The 25989-nt window shown below is 50.7% G+C and carries 24 protein-coding genes and 1 other annotated feature; of the genes, 13 read left to right on the top strand and 11 right to left on the bottom strand.

Annotation, left to right across the window (positions count from 1 at the left end; genetic code table 11):
• Positions 1-32 precede the first annotated feature (32 nt).
• The 3 genes from rsmF to yebS all read right to left on the bottom strand — a co-directional run bounded on the left by rsmF (position 33) and on the right by yebS (position 5490).
• The gene (gene rsmF / locus M2403_RS02070; RefSeq protein WP_259228489.1) at positions 33-1559 is read right to left on the bottom strand and encodes a 16S rRNA (cytosine(1407)-C(5))-methyltransferase RsmF; all 1527 of its coding nucleotides are present in this window, start codon (positions 1557-1559) and stop codon (positions 33-35) included.
• A gap of 84 nt (positions 1560-1643) precedes the next feature.
• The gene (locus M2403_RS02065) at positions 1644-4274 is read right to left on the bottom strand and encodes a PqiB family protein (RefSeq protein WP_217153615.1); all 2631 of its coding nucleotides are present in this window, start codon (positions 4272-4274) and stop codon (positions 1644-1646) included.
• Complete coding sequence (yebS, locus tag M2403_RS02060) at positions 4243-5490, bottom strand: membrane integrity lipid transport subunit YebS (protein ID WP_152325677.1); 1248 nt, start codon at positions 5488-5490, stop codon at positions 4243-4245. Before yebS ends, M2403_RS02065 begins: the two co-directional genes overlap by 32 nt.
• Before the next feature lie 257 nt (positions 5491-5747).
• Between yebS and M2403_RS02055 the strand changes: the two genes are divergently transcribed.
• The 4 genes from M2403_RS02055 to htpX all read left to right on the top strand — a co-directional run bounded on the left by M2403_RS02055 (position 5748) and on the right by htpX (position 10284).
• Positions 5748-6245, top strand: a complete 498-nt coding sequence (locus M2403_RS02055; RefSeq protein WP_152325678.1) for a GAF domain-containing protein — start codon at positions 5748-5750, stop codon at positions 6243-6245.
• A gap of 95 nt (positions 6246-6340) precedes the next feature.
• Positions 6341-7030: an RNA chaperone ProQ gene (gene proQ / locus M2403_RS02050; RefSeq protein ID WP_152325679.1), complete on the top strand. Its 690-nt coding sequence runs from the start codon at positions 6341-6343 to the stop codon at positions 7028-7030.
• A 19-nt stretch (positions 7031-7049) separates the two neighbouring features.
• Positions 7050-9122: a carboxy terminal-processing peptidase gene (gene prc / locus M2403_RS02045; RefSeq protein WP_165056876.1), complete on the top strand. Its 2073-nt coding sequence runs from the start codon at positions 7050-7052 to the stop codon at positions 9120-9122.
• A 283-nt stretch (positions 9123-9405) separates the two neighbouring features.
• Positions 9406-10284 carry a protease HtpX gene (gene htpX, locus M2403_RS02040; RefSeq protein ID WP_152325681.1) on the top strand — a complete coding sequence of 293 codons (879 nt, stop codon included), beginning with the start codon at positions 9406-9408 and terminating at the stop codon, positions 10282-10284.
• A 63-nt stretch (positions 10285-10347) separates the two neighbouring features.
• On the opposite strand, the gene M2403_RS02035 is transcribed toward htpX, so the two are convergent.
• Entirely contained in the window at positions 10348-11745 is a 1398-nt protein-coding gene (locus M2403_RS02035; RefSeq protein ID WP_259228488.1) for an MFS transporter, read from the bottom strand.
• A gap of 239 nt (positions 11746-11984) precedes the next feature.
• On the opposite strand from M2403_RS02035, the gene kdgR reads away from it, so the two are divergent.
• Entirely contained in the window at positions 11985-12776 is a 792-nt protein-coding gene (gene kdgR / locus M2403_RS02030) for a DNA-binding transcriptional regulator KdgR (RefSeq protein ID WP_152325683.1), read from the top strand.
• A gap of 75 nt (positions 12777-12851) precedes the next feature.
• Here the strand turns inward: kdgR and M2403_RS02025 are convergent, their stop codons facing one another.
• The 5 genes from M2403_RS02025 to hxpB all read right to left on the bottom strand — a co-directional run bounded on the left by M2403_RS02025 (position 12852) and on the right by hxpB (position 17788).
• Positions 12852-14243, bottom strand: a complete 1392-nt coding sequence (locus tag M2403_RS02025) for an L-cystine transporter (RefSeq protein WP_152325684.1) — start codon at positions 14241-14243, stop codon at positions 12852-12854.
• Positions 14244-14430: 187 nt separating this feature from the next.
• Positions 14431-14988: a metal-dependent hydrolase gene (locus M2403_RS02020; protein WP_104922575.1), complete on the bottom strand. Its 558-nt coding sequence runs from the start codon at positions 14986-14988 to the stop codon at positions 14431-14433.
• A gap of 152 nt (positions 14989-15140) precedes the next feature.
• A complete protein-coding gene (gene kduD / locus M2403_RS02015; protein ID WP_259228487.1) occupies positions 15141-15902 on the bottom strand; it encodes a 2-dehydro-3-deoxy-D-gluconate 5-dehydrogenase KduD in 762 nt (253 codons plus the stop codon).
• A 77-nt stretch (positions 15903-15979) separates the two neighbouring features.
• A complete protein-coding gene (kduI, locus tag M2403_RS02010; protein WP_152325686.1) occupies positions 15980-16816 on the bottom strand; it encodes a 5-dehydro-4-deoxy-D-glucuronate isomerase in 837 nt (278 codons plus the stop codon).
• Between the two features lie 306 nt (positions 16817-17122).
• Positions 17123-17788, bottom strand: a complete 666-nt coding sequence (gene hxpB, locus M2403_RS02005; RefSeq protein WP_259228486.1) for a hexitol phosphatase HxpB — start codon at positions 17786-17788, stop codon at positions 17123-17125.
• Positions 17789-17994: 206 nt separating this feature from the next.
• On the opposite strand from hxpB, the gene M2403_RS02000 reads away from it, so the two are divergent.
• Positions 17995-18546, top strand: a complete 552-nt coding sequence (locus M2403_RS02000) for a YniB family protein (RefSeq protein ID WP_152325688.1) — start codon at positions 17995-17997, stop codon at positions 18544-18546.
• Between the two features lie 106 nt (positions 18547-18652).
• Here the strand turns inward: M2403_RS02000 and M2403_RS01995 are convergent, their stop codons facing one another.
• Entirely contained in the window at positions 18653-19522 is an 870-nt protein-coding gene (locus M2403_RS01995) for a fructosamine kinase family protein (protein ID WP_152325689.1), read from the bottom strand.
• Between the two features lie 322 nt (positions 19523-19844).
• Between M2403_RS01995 and M2403_RS01990 the strand changes: the two genes are divergently transcribed.
• Entirely contained in the window at positions 19845-20480 is a 636-nt protein-coding gene (locus tag M2403_RS01990; RefSeq protein WP_152326331.1) for a transglycosylase SLT domain-containing protein, read from the top strand.
• A 24-nt stretch (positions 20481-20504) separates the two neighbouring features.
• Here the strand turns inward: M2403_RS01990 and M2403_RS01985 are convergent, their stop codons facing one another.
• The gene (locus M2403_RS01985) at positions 20505-21188 is read right to left on the bottom strand and encodes a MarC family NAAT transporter (RefSeq protein ID WP_152325690.1); all 684 of its coding nucleotides are present in this window, start codon (positions 21186-21188) and stop codon (positions 20505-20507) included.
• A 290-nt stretch (positions 21189-21478) separates the two neighbouring features.
• Here M2403_RS01985 and thrS point away from each other — a divergent pair, with 290 nt between their 5' ends.
• The 6 genes from thrS to pheS all read left to right on the top strand — a co-directional run bounded on the left by thrS (position 21479) and on the right by pheS (position 25987).
• Positions 21479-23407, top strand: a complete 1929-nt coding sequence (gene thrS, locus M2403_RS01980; protein WP_101077102.1) for a threonine--tRNA ligase — start codon at positions 21479-21481, stop codon at positions 23405-23407.
• A 3-nt stretch (positions 23408-23410) separates the two neighbouring features.
• Positions 23411-23962, top strand: coding sequence for a translation initiation factor IF-3 (gene infC, locus M2403_RS01975; RefSeq protein ID WP_013576136.1), 552 nt, complete (start codon positions 23411-23413; stop codon positions 23960-23962).
• 95 nt (positions 23963-24057) lie between these two features.
• The gene (rpmI, locus tag M2403_RS01970; protein WP_013576135.1) at positions 24058-24255 is read left to right on the top strand and encodes a 50S ribosomal protein L35; all 198 of its coding nucleotides are present in this window, start codon (positions 24058-24060) and stop codon (positions 24253-24255) included.
• A gap of 42 nt (positions 24256-24297) precedes the next feature.
• A complete protein-coding gene (rplT, locus tag M2403_RS01965) occupies positions 24298-24654 on the top strand; it encodes a 50S ribosomal protein L20 (protein ID WP_056773451.1) in 357 nt (118 codons plus the stop codon).
• A gap of 125 nt (positions 24655-24779) precedes the next feature.
• Positions 24780-24904, top strand: a sequence feature (Phe leader region).
• A complete protein-coding gene (gene pheM / locus M2403_RS01960) occupies positions 24785-24829 on the top strand; it encodes a pheST operon leader peptide PheM (RefSeq protein WP_106120997.1) in 45 nt (14 codons plus the stop codon). It overlaps the preceding feature by 45 nt.
• A gap of 99 nt (positions 24905-25003) precedes the next feature.
• A complete protein-coding gene (gene pheS / locus M2403_RS01955) occupies positions 25004-25987 on the top strand; it encodes a phenylalanine--tRNA ligase subunit alpha (RefSeq protein ID WP_152325692.1) in 984 nt (327 codons plus the stop codon).
• Positions 25988-25989 lie beyond the last annotated feature (2 nt).

Here is a 25989-nt window from a genome sequence, read left to right as displayed (position 1 = left end):
GGATCCTGTGGCACAGAAAATTACGAAAAGAGTTAAATTAATTTATCGTTCGAAAACGTCTGGTGCCGCGTTGCCCCGTCCCTGACCAGTTCGCGGGGCAGGCTATTTTTAATCCGGCTGCCGATTTTTTTTGCCAGCCCTAGCGGCTGATTTGCCCAGGTCACCAGACATTCATCCGTCACCGGGGTGTTTTCAGGATAAATATCGACGCCGCGCAACCAGTTCTGTGCCAGTTCATCATCAATTTCAAACCGGTTGCTGGCGTCATTAACGCTGAAAGCAACAACGGCTTCATGCTGCCAGCGGAAACCTTTTGGAAAGCGTTCAGCCAGGCGGACGCCAATACGCGAAAATCTGACCTTGCCGAATAAGTTTTCCAGCACGGCAGGGAAGATCCAGATTTCTTTGTCGCGCTGCCACAATGTATATTGTTTTTCAGGCCATGAAAGCCCGGAGCTGGCGGCGGCTTTGATTATTTCCGCGCTGTCCTGACGTGAAAGTGGCGCGAACGGGAAGCGGCCAACTTTATATCCGGGAACCGGCAAACGCGGTACAGAGTCTGTTTTACGAAAACGAGCAACGAAGAAACCTTCGCTGTCATAAATCTGCGGGAATACGTGGAGATAACCTTCCTGTGTCACCGCTTTTTGCGCACCATCGAATAAATCTTCCAGAGATTCTGTTTCCACCGCACCGGCGTAGGTCTCCAGCAGCCACTGGCAAACCTGGTGATTTTCCTGCGCATTGAGCGTGCAGGTGGAATACACCAGAACGCCGCCTGGCTTTAAGGCGTGAAACGCGCTGTCGATAAGCTCGCGTTGCGTGGTGGCAATTTCAGCCACGCTGGCTTCTGACCAGTTGCTCATGGCATCGGGATCTTTTCGAATCACGCCTTCACCGGAGCAGGGCGCATCCAGCAGAATTGCATCGAACGTTTCGGGTAACGCGGCACCGAACACGCGCCCGTCGAAATGGGTCAGTGCGGTATTGCTCACGCCGCAGCGGCTGATGTTGGCATGCAGCACTTTCACGCGGCTGGCGGAATATTCATTGGCAACGATGCCCCCGCGGTTTTCCATCTGTGCGGCAATCTGCGTCGTTTTTGAGCCCGGTGCAGCAGCAACGTCCATCACCAGCGCAGGTTGTGTGTCGTGTGCAAACAGGGCTGTGACGGGGAGCATGGAACTGGCTTCCTGAATGTAAAAAAGCCCGGCGAGATGGGCCAGCGCGTTACCTAAGCGTGAATCATCCAGGGCGTGACGGTTGATCCAAAAGCCTTCTGCGCACCAGGGCACTGGCTCTAAATCCCACTGAAATCCTGACGCCATTTCGAGAAAATCAGTCACGCTGATTTTCAGGGTATTGACCCGCAGACTTGGGCGCAGAGGGCGCTGGCATATCGCAATAAAATCTTCCATGGTCAGGCCGGCTGGCATGATTGCGCGCGTCGCATCCAGAAAGGCGGCAGGTAATTTATCAGCGAAATCGCTGGCAGTGGTGAGCTTTGACAAGAGTTGGGTTCCAGTACTGAAGGTATTTTCTGCCGCGGAGTTTAGCATATTTGCCGGCAGATGAAGGCGTGGGTATTGGCCGAATACAATGAAAAGGCCACCCGAAGGTGGCCTCTGAAAGCGCGGGATAGGTTAATTCCTTGGGATCGCCGTTCCCCATTTTTGCCAGTCTTTCGGCGCTTCCGGATTGAGCAGGAAGTGGTTGCCGTTGGCGGCTTTTGGTGCCAGCGGTGTGGTCGGTGGCGTTGCGAAGGCAATACCGCCGCGGATGAACTGCTGGAATGTTCCGCTTTTGAATACACCCCCGGTAAGACCGAACTGTAAATCATAGCCGGAGGCCAGCCAGAACACGGAGTTTTCACGTACCAGATACTGGTACTTTTTACTGACGCGCAATGTCACGTTCACGCGGTCAGCCATCGCGCCCAGATAGAAGCCTGAAACCGTACCCACTTCAATGCCGCGGAACAGCACCGGCGTGCCGATTTGCAGTGAGCCGACTTCTGCTGCATCAACCACAATGCCCAGACCGTCGGTGTAACGCGAATCGGTAATCGTGGATTCCTGCAAATCAAAGTTACGCGCAGGAACGCCTTTACCGGCTTCAACGTTGATGTACGGCTGAAGTAAGGTATCAAGATTGCTGACACCACCGGCCGAAATTTCCGGCGAAACGATTGAGAAACGTGTGCCACGGCGGGCAAAATTGTCGACGTATTCCGGATACAGCACGGCTTTGGCGGAAACCTGATTGAGCTGAGGATCCAGTTTCAGGGATTCTACCTGGCCGATGGTAATCCCCAGATAACGGATTGGCATGCCCGCGGAAAGTTTGCTGGCATCGTAGGTATTGAGCGTGATCTGGCTGCCCACGGCGCGTGCGGAGGTTTCGGAATCATAAAGAATACGCTTGGTGCCTTTGCTGGTCAGCACGCCTTCAAAGTTATCGAAGCTGATCGCTCCTTTCAGTGCGCGATCCAGCGGCGATGCCTGAACGGTCAGCCCGCTGCCGTTCAGCTGAACTTTGGCTCCGCCTTCTGCCCAGAAAATAGTTTTTTCGGTCAGCAGGTTGCGGTATTGGGGCAGGATGTAGACATCCACGTCAAACTCGTTGGCTTTCGGGCGCACGTTAACAATCTGGCCTACCTGGAATTTACGGTAAAGCACCACGGAACCGGCTTGAATGTCTGGCAGGCTTTTTGCCGTCAGCGTCAGCGTCGCACCTGGTTGATCGCCCTGAATGCCTTCAGCGGCTTTTTCCGCATTGCTGTACAGCGGATATTTCTGCGCGGGTTCGCCTTTTCCGCCCGGAATAATGCGGATGCCGCCATCTACCCATTCCTGCGCGCTGGCGCCCAGCACTTCCATACCATCGATACCCAGCTTCACATCAACGCGGCTGTTCACCACAAACTTGCTGTCTTTATGCAGTAAGTTTTTGTATTCCGGCTTGATAGCGGCATTAAACAAGATGCCTTCATCAGTCAGTGTGCGGTCGATGATCTGGCCAACGGTAATGCCATACAGTTTGATTGGCTGGCCCGCATCAATGCCATAACTTTGCGGCGCGACCAGCTGAATTCTGCTGGTGGCCGGATCCTGAAGCAGACGCTGGTTGCTGTCGAGGACGGTAAAACGCTTCTGCGCATCGCCGTCGCCCGGGATCAGTTCCAGCGTATTGCCGGTCAGCAACTGGCTGATATTGGCATTATTCAGGCTGAGTTTCGGGCTGTTCATTTCGATGCGCGTCCCGGTGCGCATCATATCCAGCACAGAAGGGTCGACAGTCAGTTTGCCGGTGACTTTGTTATCGGGCTGCAAGGTAATTTTTGTCAGCGTCCCGACCTGCAAACCCTGATACATCAGCGGTGTCTGGCCTTCGGATAGTCCATTGCCATTTGGCAAATCCAGGTCGATTTCAACGCCGCGCTGGCTTTGCGCCAGATCAGGGTAAAGCACGTAAGACTGGTCGGCCTTGGCGGGTTTTCCGTCGTCCGGAGAATCCATCGAGATCGCACCGTTAACCAGCGCTGCCAGGCTTTCCATCTGAACTTTTGCACCGCTCAGGCTGAAATCGCCTTTAAAGCCGGAAACATTCCAGAACCGGGTGTTGTCTTTGACCAGACTGGCAAAGCGCTTGTCGATCAGTAAATCAATCGTCACACCGTTGTTGCCGCTTTCGATGTCGTAATCGTAAACTTTGCCGATCGGGATTTTACGGTAATACACCAGTGAACCGGTGCTCAGAGAACCCAGGTCTTTGGCGTGCAGATGCACCATTAGTTCGCCGGTATTGAGGCGGAATTTAGGTTGCGTATCCAGCGCGACAAAGTGGTCTTTTTCTTTTCCGGGCCCTGGCATCATGCCAATGTAGTTACCGCCAACCAGGGCATCAAGGCCGGACACGCCCGCCAGCGATGCTTTCGGCGTCACCAGCCAGAACTGAGTGCCTTCGCGCAACGCGTCAGACAGATCGCTTTTAATGCTGACTTTTACCTGAATGGTGCGCAGATCTTTGCTCAGGCTGATGGATTCGACCGACCCGACTTCAACGCCCTGATAACGCACAGGCGTACGGCCCGCAACGATGCCCGCTGCTGACTGGAAATCGATTGTGACAGTCGTCCCGCGCTCCTCGTAGTTGCTGTAAATGAGCCATCCGGCAATCAGTAAAGCAATAAACGGCAGAAGCCAGAAGGGTGAAATCCGGCGCCTGTGTTTTATCCGTGCTTCAGTCGGTGTATTCGGCGTTTCCTGTTGCATGTGCATCCCAAATCAAGCGGCTATCAAGCCATTCAACGGCAAGAATGGTGAGGATCACGGCAGAGCCAAAGTAAAAGGCAGCCGGTCCCATTGTAAATGACAAAAGCTGGTCACGATTTACCAGCGACATCATCAATGAAATTACAAACAAATCGAGCATAGACCAGCGTCCGATCCAGGTCACCAGCCGTAAGAGGCGAATACGCGTTTTCAATCCCTGAATCGCTTTGAAATGGATGCTGATCAGTAACGTCAGCATCACGATAACTTTTGTGAAAGGGACCAGAACGCTGGCGATAAACACGATGGCGGCAATCGGTACGTTGCCTGACGTGGCTAGCGACACGACGCCGGAGAAAATGGTGTCTTTCAGCTGTTGTCCGTTGGCATAAATAATCGAAATCGGCAGCAGGTTCGCAGGGATCAGGAAGATGATTGCTGCAATAAGCGCCGCCCAGGTTTTTTGCAAACTGTGTTTATAACGCAGCCGCATTGGTACATGACAACGTGGGCAACGGCCCCGTTCATCCGGTTGTCCGGTAAATTTGCAGGCCAGACACAAGCGCAGCGAAGAGGGCACGCCTTTGGGCTGACGCTGCGGATAAAACTCTTCCCATAGCTGTTCGATATTCAGGTTAATCATCGTCAGCGTGACCATGACGGTCATCATCAGGTACGCCGCCAGCGCAATGCCGACATTGATGTCGGCATACTCTTTGACCTTAATACTGGCGACGGCCATGCCAATCAGATAGATATCGAGCATTACCCAGTCTTTCAGGCGGTCGAGCATCAGCAGCACGGGTTTCAGGTTCATGCCCAGTTTGCTGCCAAAATGCAGGTAAAGAATGGAGAGCGCCAGCGTCAGCGGCGCACCGATAGTGCAAAACGCGACCATACTGGCGGTGACCGGATCACCCTGACGCGACATTTGCCAGATTCCTTCCAGCAGACTGGCGTCAATACGCGTGCCCAGAAGGCGGATGCTGATAAGGGGCTCGGTATAGGCAAACGGCATCAGCAGCAAAATGCTGATGGCAATCGTGATCAGACGCGGCAGGGAACAAACCCGACCCTTTTCGACTTTGGCGTTACAACGCGGACAGTGCGCCGTTTGCGTCCGCAACAGTGCGGGAAGCGCAAAAAGGTAGTCACATTCACTGCACCGCTGGTAGCGAATATGCGGTAGCTGGGCTGAAATTGTGTGTATTTTCATAGTACCTGGAATAGTAAAGAATACCTGTTGTTACAATTACGCATCCCCCTTAGGGGTCAGGCGAGGCCATTGAGCCAATATCAGCCAGGTTTTTTTGACAAAATAACGTATTATGCGGTCGGCAAACAGTTATTGTAGGTGAGTCTTTTTGATGTCACACAGGATTAACCTTGTTCATATGGGCATTTAATGCTTATTTTATAGAGGTTAAGCACACCAGAACGGCTCAGTGCCCTTAGGTTATTATTGGTTACTACATGAATAAAGAAGCATTCTACACGGAATTAAAACGTGATTTGAGCGCGTTGATCGCCGGAGAAAACAATTTTATTGCGACTCTGTCGAACGCCAGTGCCTTACTTTTTGAGCGTCTTGACGGCGTGAATTGGGTAGGTTTTTATCTGATGGATGGCACATCACTGGTGCTGGGGCCATTCCAGGGTAAAATTGCCTGCGTGCGTATTCCGGTAGGGAAAGGCGTCTGCGGTACCGCTGTTGCAGAAAATGCCGTACAGCGTGTTGGTGATGTTCATGCCTTCCCGGGCCACATCGCCTGTGACGCTGCAAGTAATGCCGAAATTGTCCTTCCCATCACGGTGAAAGGCACAGTTATTGGCGTATTAGACATTGATAGCACCGTTTATCAGCGCTTCGATGAAGCCGATGAACAGGGGCTGACAGAGTTAGTCAGCGGGCTTTGCCAGCATCTCGAAAACTGCGATGCTGAAAAATATGTCAATCTGATCGTAAGTTGATCGTCGGATAACGTGGCATTTAATAATGGCGTCATTATAATGGCGCCTGTTCATGCCTGCGCCGGTTGGCAAACCCGTTGTAATCAGGAAATTTCATGGAAAATCAACCTAAGTTGAACAGTAGTAAAGAAGTCATCGCCTTTTTGGCTGAGCGGTTCCCGCTCTGTTTTACCGCCGAAGGCGAAGCACGCCCATTAAAGATCGGTATCTTTGCGGATTTGGTCGAGCGCGTGCAAGGTGAAGAGAATCTGAGCAAAACTCAGTTACGCTCTGCTCTGCGTCTGTATACCTCAAGCTGGCGCTATCTTTATGGCGTTAAAGTTGGCGCAGAACGCGTTGACCTTGATGGTAATTCATGTGGCGTTCTCGAAGAGCAGCACGTCGAACATGCCCGTAAACAGTTGGAAGAAGCAAAAGCCCGCGTTCAGGCACAACGTGCAGAACAACAGGCTAAACGTCGTGAAGCCGGTGAAACCACTGAGCCACGTCGTCCACGTCCGGCCGCTAAAAAACCTGCGCCGCGTCGTGAAAATGCGCCCGCAGCTGTGGCTGGTCAGGAAAATCGCAAACCACGTTCACCTCGCCCACCGCGTGAGGAAAAACGTGAACCGCGTCAGGTGCCAGTAACAGACATTTCAAAACTGCAAATTGGCCAGGAAATCAAAGTCAGAGCAGGACAGAGTGCGATGGATGCAACCGTTTTGGAAATTGCCAAAGACGGTGTTCGCGTTCAGCTCTCTTCGGGTCTGGCGATGATTGTGCGCGCAGAACACTTGCAGTTCTGATACGGAGGCCAACTCAGGCATGAACAAATTTGTCAGATTAAGCGTTATCGCGGGTCTGTTAATGGCAGGGGCAGGGCTGGTGAATACCAGCTTTGCAGCGAACGAGAGTGCACCGGTGACTCTCGCTCAACTCCCTAATTTGACTCAAGACCCGCAAGATGCAACGGTAAGCGAGCGTGTGACCGCACGCTTTACCCGTTCACATTATCGTCAGTTCGACCTTAATGCAGATTTCTCAGCGAAAATCTTCGACCGTTACCTCAACATGCTCGATTATGGCCATAACGTACTCATGGCTTCCGACGTGGCGCAGTTTACTGACAAACGTGCCACTTTGGGTGAGGAACTGAAATCCGGTCAGTTAACTACGCCTTATGCCTTATTTAATCTGGCGCAAAAACGTCGCTTTGAACGCTATGACTACGCGTTGAAAGTGCTTGAGCGTCCGATGGATTTCACTGGCAACGACACTATTGAGCTTGATCGCAGTAAAGCACCGTGGCCGAAAGACCGCGCTGAGCTGGATAAGTTGTGGGATGCGAAAGTCAAATATGACGAGCTGAACCTTAAACTGACCGGCAAAAACGATCAGGAAATCCGCGATGTGCTCTCCAAACGTTATCATTTTGCGATGAAACGGCTGACGCAGAGCAACAGCGAAGATGTGTTCCAGCTGGTGATGAACGCCTTTGCGCATGAAATTGACCCGCACACCAATTATCTCTCTCCCCGCAGCACCGAGCAGTTCAATACCGAAATGAGCCTGTCTCTGGAAGGTATAGGCGCCGTCTTGCAGGGTGACGATGATTATACCGTCATCAATTCAATGGTAGCTGGAGGCCCGGCGGCCAAGAGTAAAGCCATTGCGGTTGGCGACCGTATTGTAGGTGTGGGCCAGGTTCAGGCCGGCAAACAAACCCCAATTGTTGATGTGATCGGCTGGCGTCTTGATGACGTCGTTGCGCTCATCAAAGGGCCTAAAGGCAGCAAAGTGCGCCTGCAGATCCTGCCTGCGGGCAAAAATGCTAAAAACCATGTTATTACCCTGACACGCGAAAAAATCCGTCTGGAAGATCGCGCAGTCAAAATGACCATCAAAAATGTCGGCAATCAGAAAGTGGCCGTGATGGACATTCCGGGTTTCTATGTGGGGCTTACGGACGATGTTAAAGTCCAGCTACAGAAAATGGCGAAGCAAAACGTCAACAGCCTGGTTATCGATCTTCGTACCAACGGCGGCGGTGCCCTGACTGAAGCGGTTTCTCTGTCAGGTCTGTTTATCCCAAGTGGCCCTGTTGTGCAGGTTCGCGATAACAACGGTCGTATCCGTCAGGACAGCGATACCGATGGCGTCGTGTACTACAAAGGTCCGCTGGTGGTTCTGGTTGACCGCTTCAGTGCGTCAGCATCAGAAATCTTTGCAGCCGCAATGCAGGATTATGGCCGTGCGCTGATTGTCGGTGAGCCGACCTTCGGTAAAGGGACCGTGCAGCAATACCGTTCACTGAACCGCATCTATGATCAGATGCTGCGTCCGGAATGGCCTGCGCTAGGCTCCGTACAGTACACAATCCAGAAATTCTATCGTATCAACGGCGGCAGCACTCAGCGTAAAGGGGTTACCCCGGATATTCTGATGCCAACCGGTATTGAATCGATTGAGACGGGTGAGAAGTTCGAAGATAACGCGCTTCCGTGGGATAGCATCAACGCGGCGACTTACACCAAAATGGGCGACATGAAACCGTTCCTGCCTGACTTGCTGAAAGATCATGAAGCACGTATTGCGAAGGATCCTGAGTTCCAGTACATCCAGCAGGATATCGCCCGTTATAAAGCACTGAAGGACAAACGTGATACCGCCTCCCTTAATTACGCACAGCGTGATAAAGAGGACAAAGAGGACGATGCATTACGTCTGAGCCGTCTGAACGAACGCTTCAAACGTGAAGGTAAGAAACCGCTGAAATCTCTCGACGACTTGCCGAAAGATTATGTGGCACCGGATCCTTATCTCGATGAAGCTGACCACATTGCCGTTGACCTGGGCAATCTGGAAAAAGCTCAGGGCGACCAGACCGCGGCGAAATAATTCCTCACCCGGTGGTCAGATGAAAAAGCGCACTCCGGTGCGCTTTTTTTATGTGCTAAATCGGGCATGAAAGCTCGCGGGGGCATGTAACTCCATAGATTTCAGCGACGGATGTGAAATAAAACGCTTCAAAATGTAAAGTATTGTGATTTTAGGTCTTTAGCGGGCAGGGACTCTTGAATCTGTGCTAGAAGCCCATAGGATCAGTACAGCCGGGCAGGCTATGTGCCGGTGGTGTGACTCAATCAATAACAACGAAGTAACAATGAGGAAGTAAAATTTTATGATGCGTATAGCGTTGTTCCTGCTGACTAACCTGGCGGTTATGCTGGTCTTTGGGCTGGTGTTAAGCCTGACGGGCATTCAGTCCAGCAGCGTGCCGGGGCTGATGATCATGGCCGGGCTGTTTGGCTTCGGTGGTGCTTTTGTCTCGTTGCTGATGTCTAAGTGGATGGCGTTGCGTTCGGTGGGTGGTGAAGTTATTGAGCAGCCACGAAATGAAACTGAGCGCTGGTTGATGGAAACGGTTCGTCGCCAGTCTCAGCAGGCAGGCATTGCCATGCCGCAGGTCGCGATTTATCACGCGCCAGATATTAATGCTTTCGCAACCGGAGCGCGACGTGATGCCTCGCTGGTAGCGGTGAGCACAGGTTTGCTGCAAAGTATGAATCAGGATGAAGCCGAAGCGGTTATTGCCCATGAAATCAGCCACATTGCGAATGGTGATATGGTGACCATGACGCTGATTCAGGGGATCGTGAACACCTTCGTGATTTTCATTTCGCGTCTGATTGCGCAGGTGGCTTCTGGTTTCCTTTCCGGAAACCGTGATGGCGAAGAAAGTAACGGCAATCCGATGATTTATTTTGCCGTGGCGACGGTGCTTGAACTGGTCTTTGGTATTCTGGCGAGCATTATCACCATGTGGTTCTCGCGTCACCGCGAGTTCTACGCAGATGCCGGTTCAGCGAAACTGGTAGGGCGTGAAAAAATGATTGCAGCGTTGCAACGTCTGAAAACCAGCCATGAACCGCAGGAAGCGGGCAGCATGATGGCGTTTTGTATAAACGGCAAATCGAAGTCTTTCAGCGAGCTGTTTATGTCTCACCCGCCGCTGGACAAACGTATCGAAGCGCTGCGCAGCGGTCAGTACATCAAATAAATGTCCGTTCGTTTATGTGTAAAAAAATGCCTGGCTTATGCCAGGCATTTTGCTTTGCGAAACTTACGGTTTAGAACTCTCAGCAGCTTGCTGGCTGCTGGTTTTTTGCGTCATTCTCATCAGACTGACCAGCGCGCCTGCACCGGCGAGTGTCCCGGCCATAATTAACGAAGCATGCGTCCCGTGTGACGGGAACAGGTTAAACATCAGGGCAACCATTGCTGCACCGGTCGTCTGGCCTAAAAGACGGGCAGTTCCCAGCAAGCCACTGGCGCCACCGCTGCGGTTACGCGGTGCGGAACTGATGATTGTGTGATTGTTCGGTGACTGGAATAAACCAAAGCCCGCACCGCACAGAAGCATGCGCCAGATAATGTTCAGATGTGAAGGTTCTGGCGGCAGCAGTGAGAGCGAAAACAGCCCGAATGAAAAGATAATCAACCCGATCCCGCCCAGCATTCCGGGATGGAAACGCTCGACCAGACGGCCGGCGATTGGTGCCATCACCATCGTTGCCAGCGGCCACGGCGTCAGCAGCAGGCCGGTATCTACAGAGTTCAGCCCCAGCGTATTTTGCAGGAAGAAGGGCAGTGAAACGAATGCCAGCATTTGGGCACTGAAAGAGCACAACGACGTGCCCAGCGACAGGCTGAAAATCGGGATGCGCAGCAAATCCACCGGCAGCAACGGGAAAGGTTTCGATAACTGGCGGCGGACAAAGAACCAGCCAATAATCAGCAGCGCGATCACTTCGCCCAAAATTAGCAGATGGTTCAGACCCTGCGCGAAACCGCTGATTGCACTGATGAGCAGGCCAAACGTCAGCGCATTCATCACGCTGCTAGTGATATCAAAACGCTGCCCCTGACTGCGTGTTGAGTTGGCCGGAAGAAATTTCAGGCCCAGAATCAGCGCGACAATACCAATCGGAACATTCACCGCAAACAACCACTGCCACGACGCGACGGACAAAATCCCTGCTGCAATAGTCGGCCCTGCGGCGGACGAAACGGCAACAATCAGCGCATTAATCCCGACGCCACGACCCAGAAAACGTTGCGGATAAATAATGCGTATCAGCGCGGTATTGACGCTCATGATCGCCGCAGCCCCGAACCCCTGCAATACGCGCGCGACGGTCAGCGTCAGCAGCGAATCGGAAAGAGCGCAGAAGAGCGACGTAATGCTGAATACCAGCAGGCCGGTCTGATAGATGCGGCGATAGCCAAAAATATCACCGAGAGACGCCAGAGAGAGCAATGAAATGGTTATTGCCAGTTGGTAGGCATTCACGACCCAGATTGAGGCCGCCGGGCTGGCATGAAAATCATTGGCAATAGTGGGTAACGCCACATTCGCGATTGCGCCATCAAGCACCGAAACGGTAATACCCAGAGCGATTGCAAGGATCGCACCGTAGCGCTGTGGAACGGGAAGCCCGTCGTTGGGTGTAAGTGTCATGAGTTATGTCAGTGCGTAGTCATCAGAGAGGGGAATATTACTACGCTAATGAAGCTAAAGTGACAATTGTCACATGATGTAATGAATTTTTTACTGTTCTCTCAGTTCTGAAACTGGCTTAACAGTTCTTACATTCTCACGCATCGGGTAGATTGCTTCTCGTCGATGCTTACCACTATAATAAAAACTACGTTCTATTTTTTTTGAAACAAAACTCACGCGAGCAGGTAATTCATCCTATGGCTATCGCAGATCTTGATAAGCAACCCGATTCTGTTTCTTCCGTTCTGAAAGTTTTTGGCATTTTGCAGGCCTTGGGCGAAGAGCGGGAGATTGGTATTACTGAACTTTCTCAGCGCGTTATGATGTCCAAAAGTACCGTCTACCGTTTTTTACAGACGATGAAATCTTTGGGATACGTGGCGCAGGAAGGGGAATCTGAGAAGTATTCGCTCACTTTGAAGTTATTCGAGTTAGGGGCGAAAGCACTGCAAAATGTGGATCTGATCCGCAGTGCTGATATTCAAATGCGTGAACTGTCCCGTCTGACCCGCGAAACGATCCACCTTGGCGCACTGGATGAAGACGGTATTGTCTATATCCATAAAATCGATTCGATGTACAACCTGCGCATGCATTCACGTATTGGCCGCCGTAATCCGCTGCACACTACGGCGATCGGTAAAGTGCTTCTGGCCTGGGGCGATAAAGCGGAAGTCAGCGCCCTTTTGCAGGAAATCGAATTTACCCGCAGCACTGAAAACACCATTATGAATGCCGCCGATTTGCAGACTGCGCTTAATCAGGTGCGCGTGCAGGGTTATGGCGAAGATAACGAAGAGCAGGAACAGGGGCTTCGTTGCATAGCGGTTCCTGTGTTTGACCGCTTTGGTGTGGTGATTGCTGGCCTGAGTATTTCGTTCCCGACTATCCGTTTCTCAGAAGAAAGCAAAGCGCACTACGTTGAAATGCTGCACACCGCCGCGCGCAACATTTCTGAGCAGATTGGTTTTCACGACTACCCGTTCTGAGTCTTTGCATAAGTAATGCAGATATAAAAAAACCGAAGCCATTGGCTTCGGTTTTTTGTTTTCAGCGAACCGGGATCAGCGATGAGCCAGTTCAGCGGCTTCTTCAGAATCCATCACTGCTTTGTCTGTCTGTTTTAAAAGCTGGCTGGTGATTGTACCGGCAGTCATTGAACCACTTACGTTCAGGGCAGTACGGCCCATATCAATCAGCGGCTCGACGGAGATCAACAGCGCGACCAGCGTGACAGGCAGACCCATCGCCGGTAATACGATAAGAGCCGCGAAAGTCGCACCGCCGCCCACACCGGCAACACCGGCGGAGCTCAGTGTGACAATGCCGACCAGCGTGGCAATCCAGACCGGATCAAACGGGTTGATGCCCACGGTTGGCGCAACCATGACGGCCAGCATTGTCGGATACAAACCGGCACAACCATTCTGGCCGATAGTGGCTCCAAAGGATGCTGCGAAGCTGGCAATCGATTCCGGGATACCGAGACGACGAGTTTGTGCTTCAACGCTCAGCGGAATAGTGGCAGCGCTGGAACGGCTGGTGAACGCGAAGGTTAGCACTGGCCAGACTTTACGGAAGAATTTCGCCGGGTTAACGCCGGTGAAAGACAACAGCACAGCGTGAATTACGAACATGATGGCCAGACCGAGATAAGATGCCACCACGAAACTGCCCAGTTTAATGATGTCCTGAATGTTGGAACCGGCAACCACTTTGGTCATTAGTGCCAGAACACCGTATGGAGTCAGTTTCATGACCAGACGAACCAGTTTCATCACCCAGGCTTGCAGGGTATCGATAAAGGCCAGAACGCGCGGGCCTTTATCAGCATCATCTTTAACCAGCTGAAGTGCCGCAACGCCAACGAAAGCTGCGAAAATTACCACGCTGATGATGGACGTTGGGCTTGCACCTGTCAGGTCAGCAAACGGGTTCTTAGGAATAAAGGAAAGGATCAGCTGAGGCACGCTCAGGTCAGCCACTTTGCCCACGTAGTTGGACTGGATAGCGGTCAGACGCGCGGTTTCCTGCGTCCCCTGAACCAGCCCATCAGCGGTCAGACCAAACAGACCGGTCACAAAGATACCTACCAGCGAGGCAATCAGCGTGGTGAACAACAGGGTACCGATAGTCAGGAAACTGATTTTGCCCAGCGATGACGCGTTGTGCAGTTTCGCTACCGCGCTCAGAATCGAGACGAAAACCAGCGGCATGACTATCATTTGCAGTAACTGGACGTAGCCGTTACCGACAATATTAAACCAGGTAATAGAGGTTTTCAGTACCGGATCATCGGAACCGTAGATCAGCTGCAAAGCCAGGCCAAACACCACACCCATGGCCAGACCAAGTAAGACTTTTTTTGCCAGACTCCATTGCTTATGGCGGGTTTGCGCCAGCAGCAAAAGGAGGACAACGAAAACCACTACGTTAAGAACGAGCGGAAGATTCATACCGAACTCCAGACTTATAGTTTTGATATTTAAAACGGGTGTTCCCAACAGGGATTGCACCATCCCAAAGCAATGGTGAGCAGGATATCAGTTTGGCACCTGAACATTTATATCCAAAAAGAATGCTTTATAACTTTTAGGTTTGATTCGTACCAAATATCACCAAAATGGCGGTATTTTATGCTTGTCATATGAATAATTTCAGAATGTGATTAAAAATATCCGGATTTATTGCACCAATAATGGGCGTCCAGTCAGGCCAGAATAGCGTCAGACCGACCAGCATCAGACATAACGTACGTTCGAGCTGATTGCCTTTTTGACTGTTGATTAGCGGCAGGCGAAAACGCCAGCGGCATGGCCACAATAATGGAACACCGGCTGGTGTCAGCATATCGGCCAGAATATGGCTCAGATAACCAATTATCATGGCATGAAAGGCATCGATGGGGATCACCCAGTCATGAGGGAAATGGGTGCGTAGCAGGAAAATACCCCCCGCGACGGCAAGCAAGCTGTGTGTGAATCCACGGTGCCCGAATGCCCGCGCGATCGGAGCGGAAATCCATTTCAGGCGCTGGCCAATCAGTGATTTGGGATGATCGATGTCGGGCAGCAGGCACGTCAGCAGCGACCCCGGAATAATATGCCACCAGTCACCGTGCGCCAGTTCCGGAGAGAGCTGTGCCTTTTTCGCAAACACTGCACAGGCAATTGAAAAAATGAGGTGGCCTTCCGCCGTCATGACGCGTCCGAACTGGATAACTGTTATTTTATCCAGTATAAGTGAAACTGTCACAATCTTGGAAGAGACACCCTGTAACTAATTGTCAACGATAAGATAAAAAAGAAAAAGGCGTATAAAAATACGCCTTTTTATTGTCACTTATTGGGTTGCTATCGCGCCAGCCATCCACCATCAACGGCAATGGTATAGCCGTTAACGTAATCCGAGGCTTTCGACGCCAGAAATACCACGGGGCCCATGACATCTTCCGGCAAGCCCCAGCGCCCGGCGGGGATGCGATCAAGAATTTCTTTGCTGCGATCTTCATCCGCACGAAGTTGTTCAGTATTGTTGGTCGCCATATAGCCCGGTGCAATGGCGTTAACATTAACATTGTGCTTCGCCCATTCATTAGCCATCAGCCGGGTGATGCCCATGACGGCACTTTTTGATGCCGTATAAGAAGGAACGCGAATGCCGCCCTGATAGGAAAGCATGGACGCAATGTTAATAATTTTACCGCCAGTACCTTGCGTAATGAACTGCTTAGCCACGGCCTGAGACATGAAGAACAGTGTTTTGCTGTTCACGTTCATCACGTCGTCCCAATTCTTCTCGCTGAACTCGATAGCATCTTCCCGGCGAATGATACCGGCGTTGTTTACCAGAATATCGATATGACCAAACTCGCTGACCGCTTTTTGGATGAGTTTGGGAATGCCCGTAATGCTACTCAGGTCAGCGCGAAGGTCGAGGAAACGGCGGCCGGTTGCCGTGATTTTTTCGGCCGTTTCGGTTGGCGCTGAAACGTTAATACCTACGATATCGCAACCGGCTTGTGCCAGTCCCAGCGCCATACCCTGGCCCAGTCCGGTGTTACAACCGGTCACGATTGCGACTTTGCCGCTTAATTCAAACGCATTGAGGATCATATTCAAAGTCTCTTTTGCACGGCACGTTCGCCATTAATGGATAATTTGCTCCGCTGCCGTGCAGCAGAGCACAAGGGTTAGCGCAGTTCGCTGACTTTGACGTGATCCATGTCGTCAAATACCTGGTTTTCGCCAACCATTCCCCAGATGAAGGTGTAGTTTTTCGTGCCTACACCGGAATGAATTGACCAGCTCGGTGAGATGACCGCCTGTTCGTTATGAACGAGCAAATGACGCGTTTCCTGTGGTTGCCCCATCATGTGAAACACGGCGGTTTCTTCCTCCATATTGAAGTAGAAATACACTTCCATACGACGCTCGTGGGTATGGCAAGGCATGGTGTTCCACAGGCTGCCTTCTTCGAGTTTCGTCAAGCCCATCGTCAGCTGGCAGGTTTCTAAAACGTCAGGCACGATGAATTTATTGATGGTGCGGCGGTTGCTGGTGGCCGCGTCGCCAATAGTTTGAGGAGACGCTTCGGCCAGCGTGATTTTTTTGTTAGGGAACGTCGTGTGCGCAGGGGCGCTGTTGTAGTAGAATTTGGCGGGTTTTGCGGCATCAACGCTGCTGAATTCAACGTGCTTCCCGCCTTTGCCGACGTACAGCGCTTCTTCATGACCAATCTCATAAGTTGTTCCGTCAACCACAATAAGCCCCGGCCCGCCGATGTTGATCACGCCAAGCTCGCGGCGTTCGAGGAAATAACTCACGCCGAGTTGTTTACCAACGTCATCACCTATCGAAACTGATTTTTCAGCGGGCATAACACCGCCGACGATAATGCGATCGATGTGGCTGTAGGTCATGGTGCAGGCGTTTTTCTCGAAGATTTTCTCGATGAGGAATTCGCGGCGTAATTGTGCGGTATCCAGCGTTTTGGCGTGGTCGCTGTGGATGCTTTGACGAACTTGCATGTCGGTGCCTCTCATAGGATTGCAATAAAGGGGGACGTGCCGGGCGAGTCTGACCGTTGCGTGGCAGTGACAGCGTACAGAAGCAGGAGAGCTCCCGGCTCGTCCTTGTTAAACGCAGCATAGGTTCATTGGCATATGAATTCAATAAAAATGAAATAACGTTTTATTTATTTTATGAGGCAGTTCATGGTTCGCGAAATTAAACGCTGTCCGGGGAAATGTGGCAGGGAAAATGCGAAGTCAGGTTGAAGCAGGGAACGGCACAGAAGCGGGATGGCTTTGCGCCGGTTTACCCAGGAATAGGTCTCAGAGGATATGTAATGGCTCTAAAGCTTCAAGGGTCGCGAGTTTCGTGTCGGCAAGCGCCCAACGCGGATCTTCGCGATACTCACTGGCGGGAACAACAATCGAGCGCATGCGTGCGGCTTTCGTGGCAATCATCCCGTTAAAGGAATCTTCCATCGTGACGCAGTTCAGAGGGTCAACCTGCAATTCACCGGCTGCGAGCAGATAAACTTCCGGGTGCGGTTTACTGTAAGGCAGGTTTTCTGCCGAAGTGATCACCTGAAAATAGGATTGCAGGCTGAACATCTCAAGAACCGCCCTGAGCATAAATAAAGGAGAAGCGGACGCGAGGCCAATTTTCAGACCGCTGTCACGACACAGCTCAAGTGCCTGGTTCACACCCGGCAGCAAAGGGCGTGTTTGTTCCACCAGTTCGACGGTGCGCGTGATGATCATTTTAGACACTTCGTCCTGCGTCGGCCCTTGCCATGGCAGCGTTTGATACCACATTCTGACCACCTGATCGACGCGCAACCCCAGCGTATCCTGCAGTAAATGTCGCTGAGAAATATCGACGCCGAGGCTACCGAAAACGTCCAGTTCTGCCTGAACCCAAAGCGGTTCAGAATCAATTAACAGACCATCCATATCGAAAATTGCTGCATTAACAGGGCGAACATAAGCCATGAAAGCGGACTCCGTAAAAGTGAATTAAGGCTTTACTCTAACACCGCCGGTTCTGAGGGTGAAATGCGATATAGGGACGGTCAGGAAAACCGTCAGGAACGCTGTTTCAGGCAGGCAACGCCAGTAACTGATTAAAACATTGGGCGCAAAATACTTTCTGTGGGTAAACTTACGTGTTGCTTTAGGTGTCCTAACAAGGGGAATTCATGACGTATCAACAAGCCGGACGCGTGGCAGTGATTAAACGGATTGCAGGATGGATTATTTTTATCCCTGCGCTGCTTTCAACACTGATTTCATTGCTTAATTTTATTAATGAACACACTAAAACTGAGCAGGGCATCAATGCCGTTATGCTGGATTTCGTCCACGTGATGGTCGATATGGTGAAGTTCAACACCTCGTTTCTTAACGTTTTCTGGTACAACTCCCCCGTACCCGCTTTGGGGCAGGGCGTGACCACCGCCAACATCGTATTCTTTATTATCTACTGGCTGATTTTTGTCGGTCTTGCGTTACAGGCATCCGGCGCAAGAATGTCCCGTCAGGTGAAACATATCCGTGAAGGGATCCAGGATCAACTGATCCTTGAGCAGGCGAAAGGTGCAGAAGGGCGTACACGACCACAGATTGAAGAACGGATTGTCATCCCGAGACATACGATTCTGGTGCAGTATTTTCCGCTCTATATTCTGCCCATCGTTATTGCAGTCGTTGCGTATTTCATTTTGAAATTATTAGGTTTAATTGCAGGTTGATCTGAGATTACTTTCTGTAACATCTGATTTATCATTCTCATAAATAAGGCCTGAATATCTTCATTATTCAGGCCTTATTTGTTTATGCAGTAAAACATTTACCAGGCTAATTAATATCGTCGTGGAGAAGTCTTTCAATAGCGCGCTGAGCAACAACGAGGTGCTGCCCTCCGAATAAATTACTGCGATTTAGCAGGTAATATAACTGGTAGATTGGCTGTCTTGAAATGAAGTCATCCGGAAGCGGCGTTCTGCTTTGATAACCGTCATATAATTGTGGCGGAACATTAGGATACAGCGGAAGCATAGCCAGATCGCATTCCCTGTCGCCCCAGTAACAGGCGGGGTCGAAAATGACCGGTCCGTGTTCGGAAAGGCCACAGTTGTGCGGCCATAAATCGCCGTGTAATAAAGAAGGCTGAGGCTGATGGTTCTGTAAGCGGGCATGAACCATTGCTGTGATATCTTCGATATTGCCGAACGTCATTCCTTTTTCCGCCGCCAGTTGCAACTGCCACCCGATACGCTGTTCGGCAAAGAATGTCGCCCAGCGCCGCTGCCAGCTGTTGGGTTGCGGCAGGGTCGCCAGCTCATTATCGAAATCAAGACCGAATTGCAGTTGCTCGCTCCACTGATGTAACGCGGCAAGTTGCTGCCCTAAAATGTAGGCGTTATGGGCATCCAGAGGCTTTTGCGGGATATATTCCAGCAGCAGGAAACTGTAGTCACGATCGCTGCCAACACCATAAACCTCTGGCACGCGAACCGTCTGACTTCGGGCAAGCAGTGCGAGCTGATCGGCTTCAGCCGCGAAAATAGGGAGCATTTCGCGCGCATTGCACTTCACGAATACATCCCTGTCACCGTAGCTCAACCGCCAGGCCGGGTGAATTTCTCCTCCCGGCAGTTCAACACGTTCGCGGATTTCAGCACTGCCCAAGTGTTCACTCAACAAACGATTGACGGCTTGCCACATGGTATCACCCCTTCTGACTGGCCCGATAATTCATTAAGTTAGCGTTTTTTGTGGTTCAAAAACCCGATCCCGCGCACGGCTGAATCAGATGATGCTGTTAATTTATGCGAATTGTGTCGTGACTGAACTGAGAGTGTAATCAATGAATCTGTTAATTTCAGAATATGTGACGCAAAAGAGGTTTTATATGCAGAATTGTCTTATCGACATGTGTCTAACCCCCTTGTTTAACAAAACAATAATAATAATAGACTAAAAATATATTCAGGTGTGGGAAGAAGATGTATATGCTAGCCCTCGTCCCAGTCGCGAGAGAGAAAACGTGAAACCAAAAATTCTTTATTTGATGGCCGCGCTTTTACTGGCGGGTTGCGCTAAAGAAACACCGGTTAAAACCACGCATTTTTTGAATCCATCGCCACCCATACAAAGCGAAACTTCATTAATGCATCCGGGGCCTTATGGTGATGTTATTCACCAGGCGGCAAATACTTACGGCGTCGACGAAACACTTGTTAAAGCAATCATTCAGGTTGAATCTGGATATAACCCAACCGTTGTCAGTAAATCGAATGCGATTGGGTTAATGCAGCTAAAGGCCTCAACGGCAGGACGCGATGCCTACCGGATGAAAGGACGTTACGGGCAGCCCAGCGCTCATGAGCTGAAAGATCCCGCGATGAATATCGACTTGGGCACGGCGTATCTGAGTATCCTCCAGCAGCAGCTGGCGGGGATCAGTAATCCGGAAACCCGTCGTTATGCAACGACGGTGGCCTACGTTAACGGGGCTGGAGCATTACTGAGAACCTTCGCGAAAGATAAAACATACGCAATTGCGAAAATTAATCAGATGTCTCCGCAAGAGTTTTACCAGCATGTGCAGCAGAAACATCCGGCGCCTCAGGCTCCGCGTTATTTGTGGAAAGTGAACAGCGCCTATCTGGCGATGCGTTAAGTTCCGTTTCCCGTCAGTAGCGAATCAGGCTGCTGGCGGGAAATGAGAAATAATTTCAGTCACGCCGTTAATCACAAACTGCACGCCCATACAGACCAGCAAGAATCCCATCAGCCGCGAAATTGCTTCAATCCCGCTTTTCCCAACCAGACGCATAATGCCGCCCGCACTGCGCAATGTGAGCCATAAAATCAGGCTGACCAGAAAGAAAATAAGCACCGGCGCCACTAAAATTACCCAGTGAGGAAAATCTGAACCTTCTCTTATGGTTGATGCGCTGCTGATAATCATCGCAATAGTACCCGGACCCGCGGTGCTGGGCATCGCCAGCGGCACAAACGCGATATTCGGTGAATCCTGTCGTTTCATCTCCTCGGTTTTATTCTCCATCAGTACTTTCTCTTCAACGTGTTGCTGAGGGAAAAGCATTCGGAAACCGATAAATGTGACAATCAGACCGCCCGCAATACGCAAGCCGGGAATTGAAATCCCGAAGGTATTCATCACCAGTTGTCCGGCGTAGTAGGCGACCATCATGATAATGAAAACATATACCGAGGCCATCAGTGACTGCTGATTTCGCTCCTGAGCTGTCATGTTTCCGGATAGCCCAAGCAAAAGGGCAACGGTGGTTAACGGATTTGCCAGCGGAAGAATCACCACTAAACCCAATCCGATGGCCTGGAATAACAGGCTGACTTCTGACATAAATTTCCCTTTTAAAAAGCGTTTATGTTTACCTTAGCGTGTCCGGAGGGGATTACACGAAAAATATCCATCTTAAGCAACACAGGTTGCTGGAAATTCGCACTTTACGGGTGGTAAACTCGCTGTCTGTTTTCACGTCGCATCCCGATACAATTACGTGATGTATTCCAGGGTGCCTATATTTGGCAAAGTAAAGCTGAATAGCGTGAATAACTACATGAAATTAAACTCAAATATTTTTCTAGATGTGCTCTGTCGTGTGGGGCACCACTGTAGATTAAGGAATTAACATGCCTGTCATTACTCTTCCTGATGGAAGCCAGCGCGTTTTTGATCGCCCCGTTTCACCTCTTGATGTTGCTCTCGATATCGGTCCTGGTCTGGCGAAAGCCTGTATCGCTGGTCGTGTTAACGGCGAACTGGTTGATGCAACCGATCTGATTGAAACCGACGCGCAACTGGCGATCATCACCGCTAAAGACGAAGCCGGTCTTGAAATTTTGCGTCACTCTTGTGCGCACCTTTTGGGTCATGCCATCAAACAATTGTGGCCAGACACCAAAATGGCTATCGGCCCGGTTATCGATAATGGCTTCTATTATGACGTCGATTTAGATCGTACGCTCACTCAGGAAGACATTGAACTGCTTGAAAAGCGCATGCACGAACTGGCTGAAAAGAATTACGACGTTATTAAAAAGAAAGTCAGCTGGCAGGAAGCGCGCGATACCTTTGCAAGCCGTGGTGAAGAATACAAAGTCGCGATTCTGGATGAAAACATCAGCCATGATGATCGTCCGGGCCTGTATCATCATGAAGAATACGTCGATATGTGCCGCGGCCCGCACGTACCGAACATGCGTTTCTGCCATCATTTCAAACTGCAGAAAACATCCGGTGCTTACTGGCGTGGCAACAGCGACAATAAAATGTTGCAACGTATCTACGGCACTGCCTGGGCAGACAAAAAGCAACTGAATGCCTACATTCAGCGTCTGGAAGAAGCCGGCAAGCGCGATCACCGTAAAATCGGTAAGCAACTCGACCTGTATCACATGCAGGAAGAAGCGCCGGGCATGGTGTTCTGGCACAACGACGGCTGGACTATTTTCCGTGAGCTCGAAGCCTTCGTACGTATGAAACTGAAGTCTTATGACTATCAGGAAGTCAAAGGTCCGTTCATGATGGACCGCGTACTGTGGGAAAAAACAGGTCACTGGGAAAACTACAAAGAAGCGATGTTCACCACGTCTTCTGAAAACCGTGAATACTGCATCAAACCGATGAACTGTCCGGGTCACGTTCAGATCTTCAACCAGGGTCTGAAGTCCTACCGAGACCTGCCGCTGCGTATGGCCGAGTTCGGCAGCTGCCACCGTAATGAGCCATCGGGCGCATTGCATGGCCTGATGCGGGTTCGTGGTTTCACTCAGGACGACGCCCACATCTTCTGTACCGAAGAGCAGGTTCGTGACGAAGTGAACAGCTGTATTCGCATGGTGTACGACATGTACAGCACTTTTGGTTTCGAAAAGATCGTGGTGAAACTGTCCACCCGTCCTGAGAAGCGCATTGGTACTGACGAAATGTGGACTAAGGCAGAAGATGACCTGGCTGCAGCACTGACCGAAAACAAGATTGAATTCGAATATCAGCCGGGCGAAGGTGCGTTCTACGGTCCGAAAATTGAATTTACCTTGCATGATTGTTTGGATCGTGCGTGGCAGTGTGGTACCGTGCAGCTCGACTTTTCATTACCTGGTCGCTTGAACGCCTCCTATATTGGCGAAAGCAACGACCGTCAGGTCCCGGTAATGATTCACCGTGCTATTCTGGGTTCCATGGAGCGCTTCATCGGTATTCTGACCGAAGAATACGCCGGGTTCTTCCCGACCTGGATGGCGCCGGTGCAAGTTGTGATCATGAACATTACTGATTCACAAGCGCCGTATGTCGAAGAATTAACTAAAAAACTGCAAGATGCAGGCATTCGCGTTAAAGCCGACTTGAGAAATGAGAAGATTGGCTTTAAAATCCGCGAACACACGCTGCGCCGTGTTCCTTACATGTTAGTTTGTGGCGATAAAGAGGTCGAATCAGGCAAAGTTGCTGTTCGTACCCGCCGCGGCAAAGACTTAGGAAGCATGGATGTTAGCGAAGTCGTTGACAAACTGCTGGCGGAAATCCGCAGCAGAAGTCTTCATCAACTGGAGGAATAAAGTATTAAAGGCGGAAAACGAGTTCAACCGGCGCGTCCTAATCGCATTAACAAAGAGATTCGCGCGCAAGAAGTTCGCCTCACCGGCGTCGATGGCGAGCAGATTGGTATTGTCAGTCTGAATGAAGCTCTTGAAAAAGCTGAGGAAGCGGGCGTCGATTTAGTAGAAATCAGTCCGAATGCCGAGCCGCCAGTTTGTCGAATCATGGATTACGGCAAATTCCTCTACGAGAAGAGTAAGTCGACCAAAGAGCAGAAAAAGAAACAAAAAGTTATTCAGGTTAAGGAAATCAAATTCCGACCTGGTACCGATGATGGCGACTATCAGGTCAAACTACGCAACCTGATTCGCTTTCTGGAAGATGGCGATAAAGCTAAAATCACCCTGCGTTTCCGTGGGCGTGAAATGGCGCACCAACAGATCGGTATGGAAGTGCTTAACCGCGTCCGTAAAGACCTGTGTGAAGATTCTGAACTGGCCGTTGTCGAATCCTTCCCTACGAAGATCGAAGGTCGTCAGATGATCATGGTGCTCGCACCTAAGAAGAAACAGTAAGGCTTCCAAGTAATCCTGCTACGCGGTGTTCGCACCGCGTATGCTGGATTCGCCTTTCTGATTCATGTTAATAACAATGCGAAGTGGAATTTAAAATGCCAAAGATCAAAACAGTACGCGGCGCCGCTAAACGCTTCAAAAAAACCGCCAACGGTGGTTTTAAGCGTAAGCACGCAAACCTGCGTCATATTCTGACCAAAAAAGCTACTAAGCGTAAACGTCACTTGCGTCCAAAAGGCCTGGTATCCAAGAACGATTTGGGTCTGGTCTCTGCATGTCTGCCGTACGCATAAATACACTTTTTTTAATCTAGAATATAAAACTCAGGAGAGCATATGGCTCGCGTAAAACGTGGTGTGATTGCACGTGCACGTCACAAGAAAATCTTAAAACAGGCGAAAGGTTACTACGGTGCCCGTTCTCGCGTATATCGTGTTGCATTCCAGGCTGTTATCAAAGCTGGTCAATACGCTTACCGTGACCGTCGTCAAAAGAAACGTCAGTTCCGTCAGCTGTGGATCGCGCGTATCAACGCAGCAGCTCGTCAGAACGACATGTCTTACAGCAAATTCATTAACGGCTTGAAAAAAGCTTCTATTGAAATTGACCGTAAGATCTTGGCTGACATCGCAGTATTCGACAAAGTGGTATTTGCCGCTCTGGTCGAAAAAGCGAAAGCAGCACTGGCGTAAGTCAGGTGAAAGAGGGAGCTTGCTCCCTCTTTTATATTTTGTGTTTAAAAACAGGCTGATTCGTTGTTTAATACTGACAGTCCCGTTTACGTCCATGCACAAGAAAGATAATCATTAAGGTAACGCAAGCATGAATGCTGCTATTTTCCGTTTCTTTTTTTACTTTAGCGCCTGACTCAGGAAGGCTTTCGCGCGTAAGAGAAGAAACGAAAAGTAGCGCCTAAGCCTCCCTTGTGGAGGCTTTTTTGTATCTGTGCTTTATACACTAAGGTTCAGGGTCAAAATCGCGCCCCTGATTAATAACGGTTATTTTACATCGGGCCATATTGGCCAGAAGAAGAGGAAAGCAATGCCACATCTCGCAGAGCTGGTTGCCAATGCCAAGGCAGCCGTAGAGAGTGCTCAGGATATCGCCGCGCTGGATAACGTGCGTGTCGAATATCTGGGTAAGAAAGGCCACCTGACACTCCAGATGACGACCCTCCGTGAATTGCCAGCGGAAGAACGTCCGGCAGCAGGCGCAGTGATCAACGAAGCGAAAACGCAGGTTCAGGAAGCCCTGAATGCGCGGAAAAATACGCTGGAATCCGCTGTGCTGAATGCGCGTCTTGCAGAAGAAACGATTGATGTTTCCCTGCCTGGCCGTCGTATCGAAAACGGCGGTTTGCATCCGGTGACCCGTACTATCGACCGCATTGAAACTTTCTTCGGCGAACTCGGCTTTACCGTGGAAACCGGTCCGGAAATCGAAGATGACTATCATAACTTCGATGCTCTGAATATCCCCGGCCACCACCCGGCCCGTGCTGACCACGACACTTTCTGGTTTGACGCTAAGCGCCTGCTGCGTACTCAGACGTCCGGCGTTCAGATCCGCACGATGAAAGATCAGCAACCGCCAATCCGTATTATCGCGCCGGGCCGCGTTTATCGTAACGATTACGACCAGACTCACACCCCGATGTTCCATCAGATGGAAGGCCTGATTGTTGATAAAGACATCAGCTTCTCCAACCTGAAAGGCACGCTGCACGATTTCCTTAACAACTTCTTTGAAGCTGATTTGCAGATCCGTTTCCGTCCTTCTTATTTCCCGTTCACCGAGCCTTCTGCGGAAGTTGACGTTATGGGCAAAAACGGGAAATGGCTGGAAGTGCTGGGTTGCGGCATGGTGCACCCGAACGTATTGCGTAACGTCGGTATTGATCCGGAAGTGTATTCTGGTTTTGCCTTCGGTATGGGGATGGAGCGTCTGACCATGCTGCGTTATGGCGTGACCGATCTGCGTGCATTCTTCGAAAACGATCTGCGTTTCCTCAAACAGTTTAAGTAAGG

Source organism: Rahnella sp. BIGb0603, assembly GCF_024808755.1.
GTDB lineage: Bacteria > Pseudomonadota > Gammaproteobacteria > Enterobacterales > Enterobacteriaceae > Rahnella > Rahnella contaminans.
This window is presented reverse-complemented; position numbering and strand designations above follow the sequence as displayed.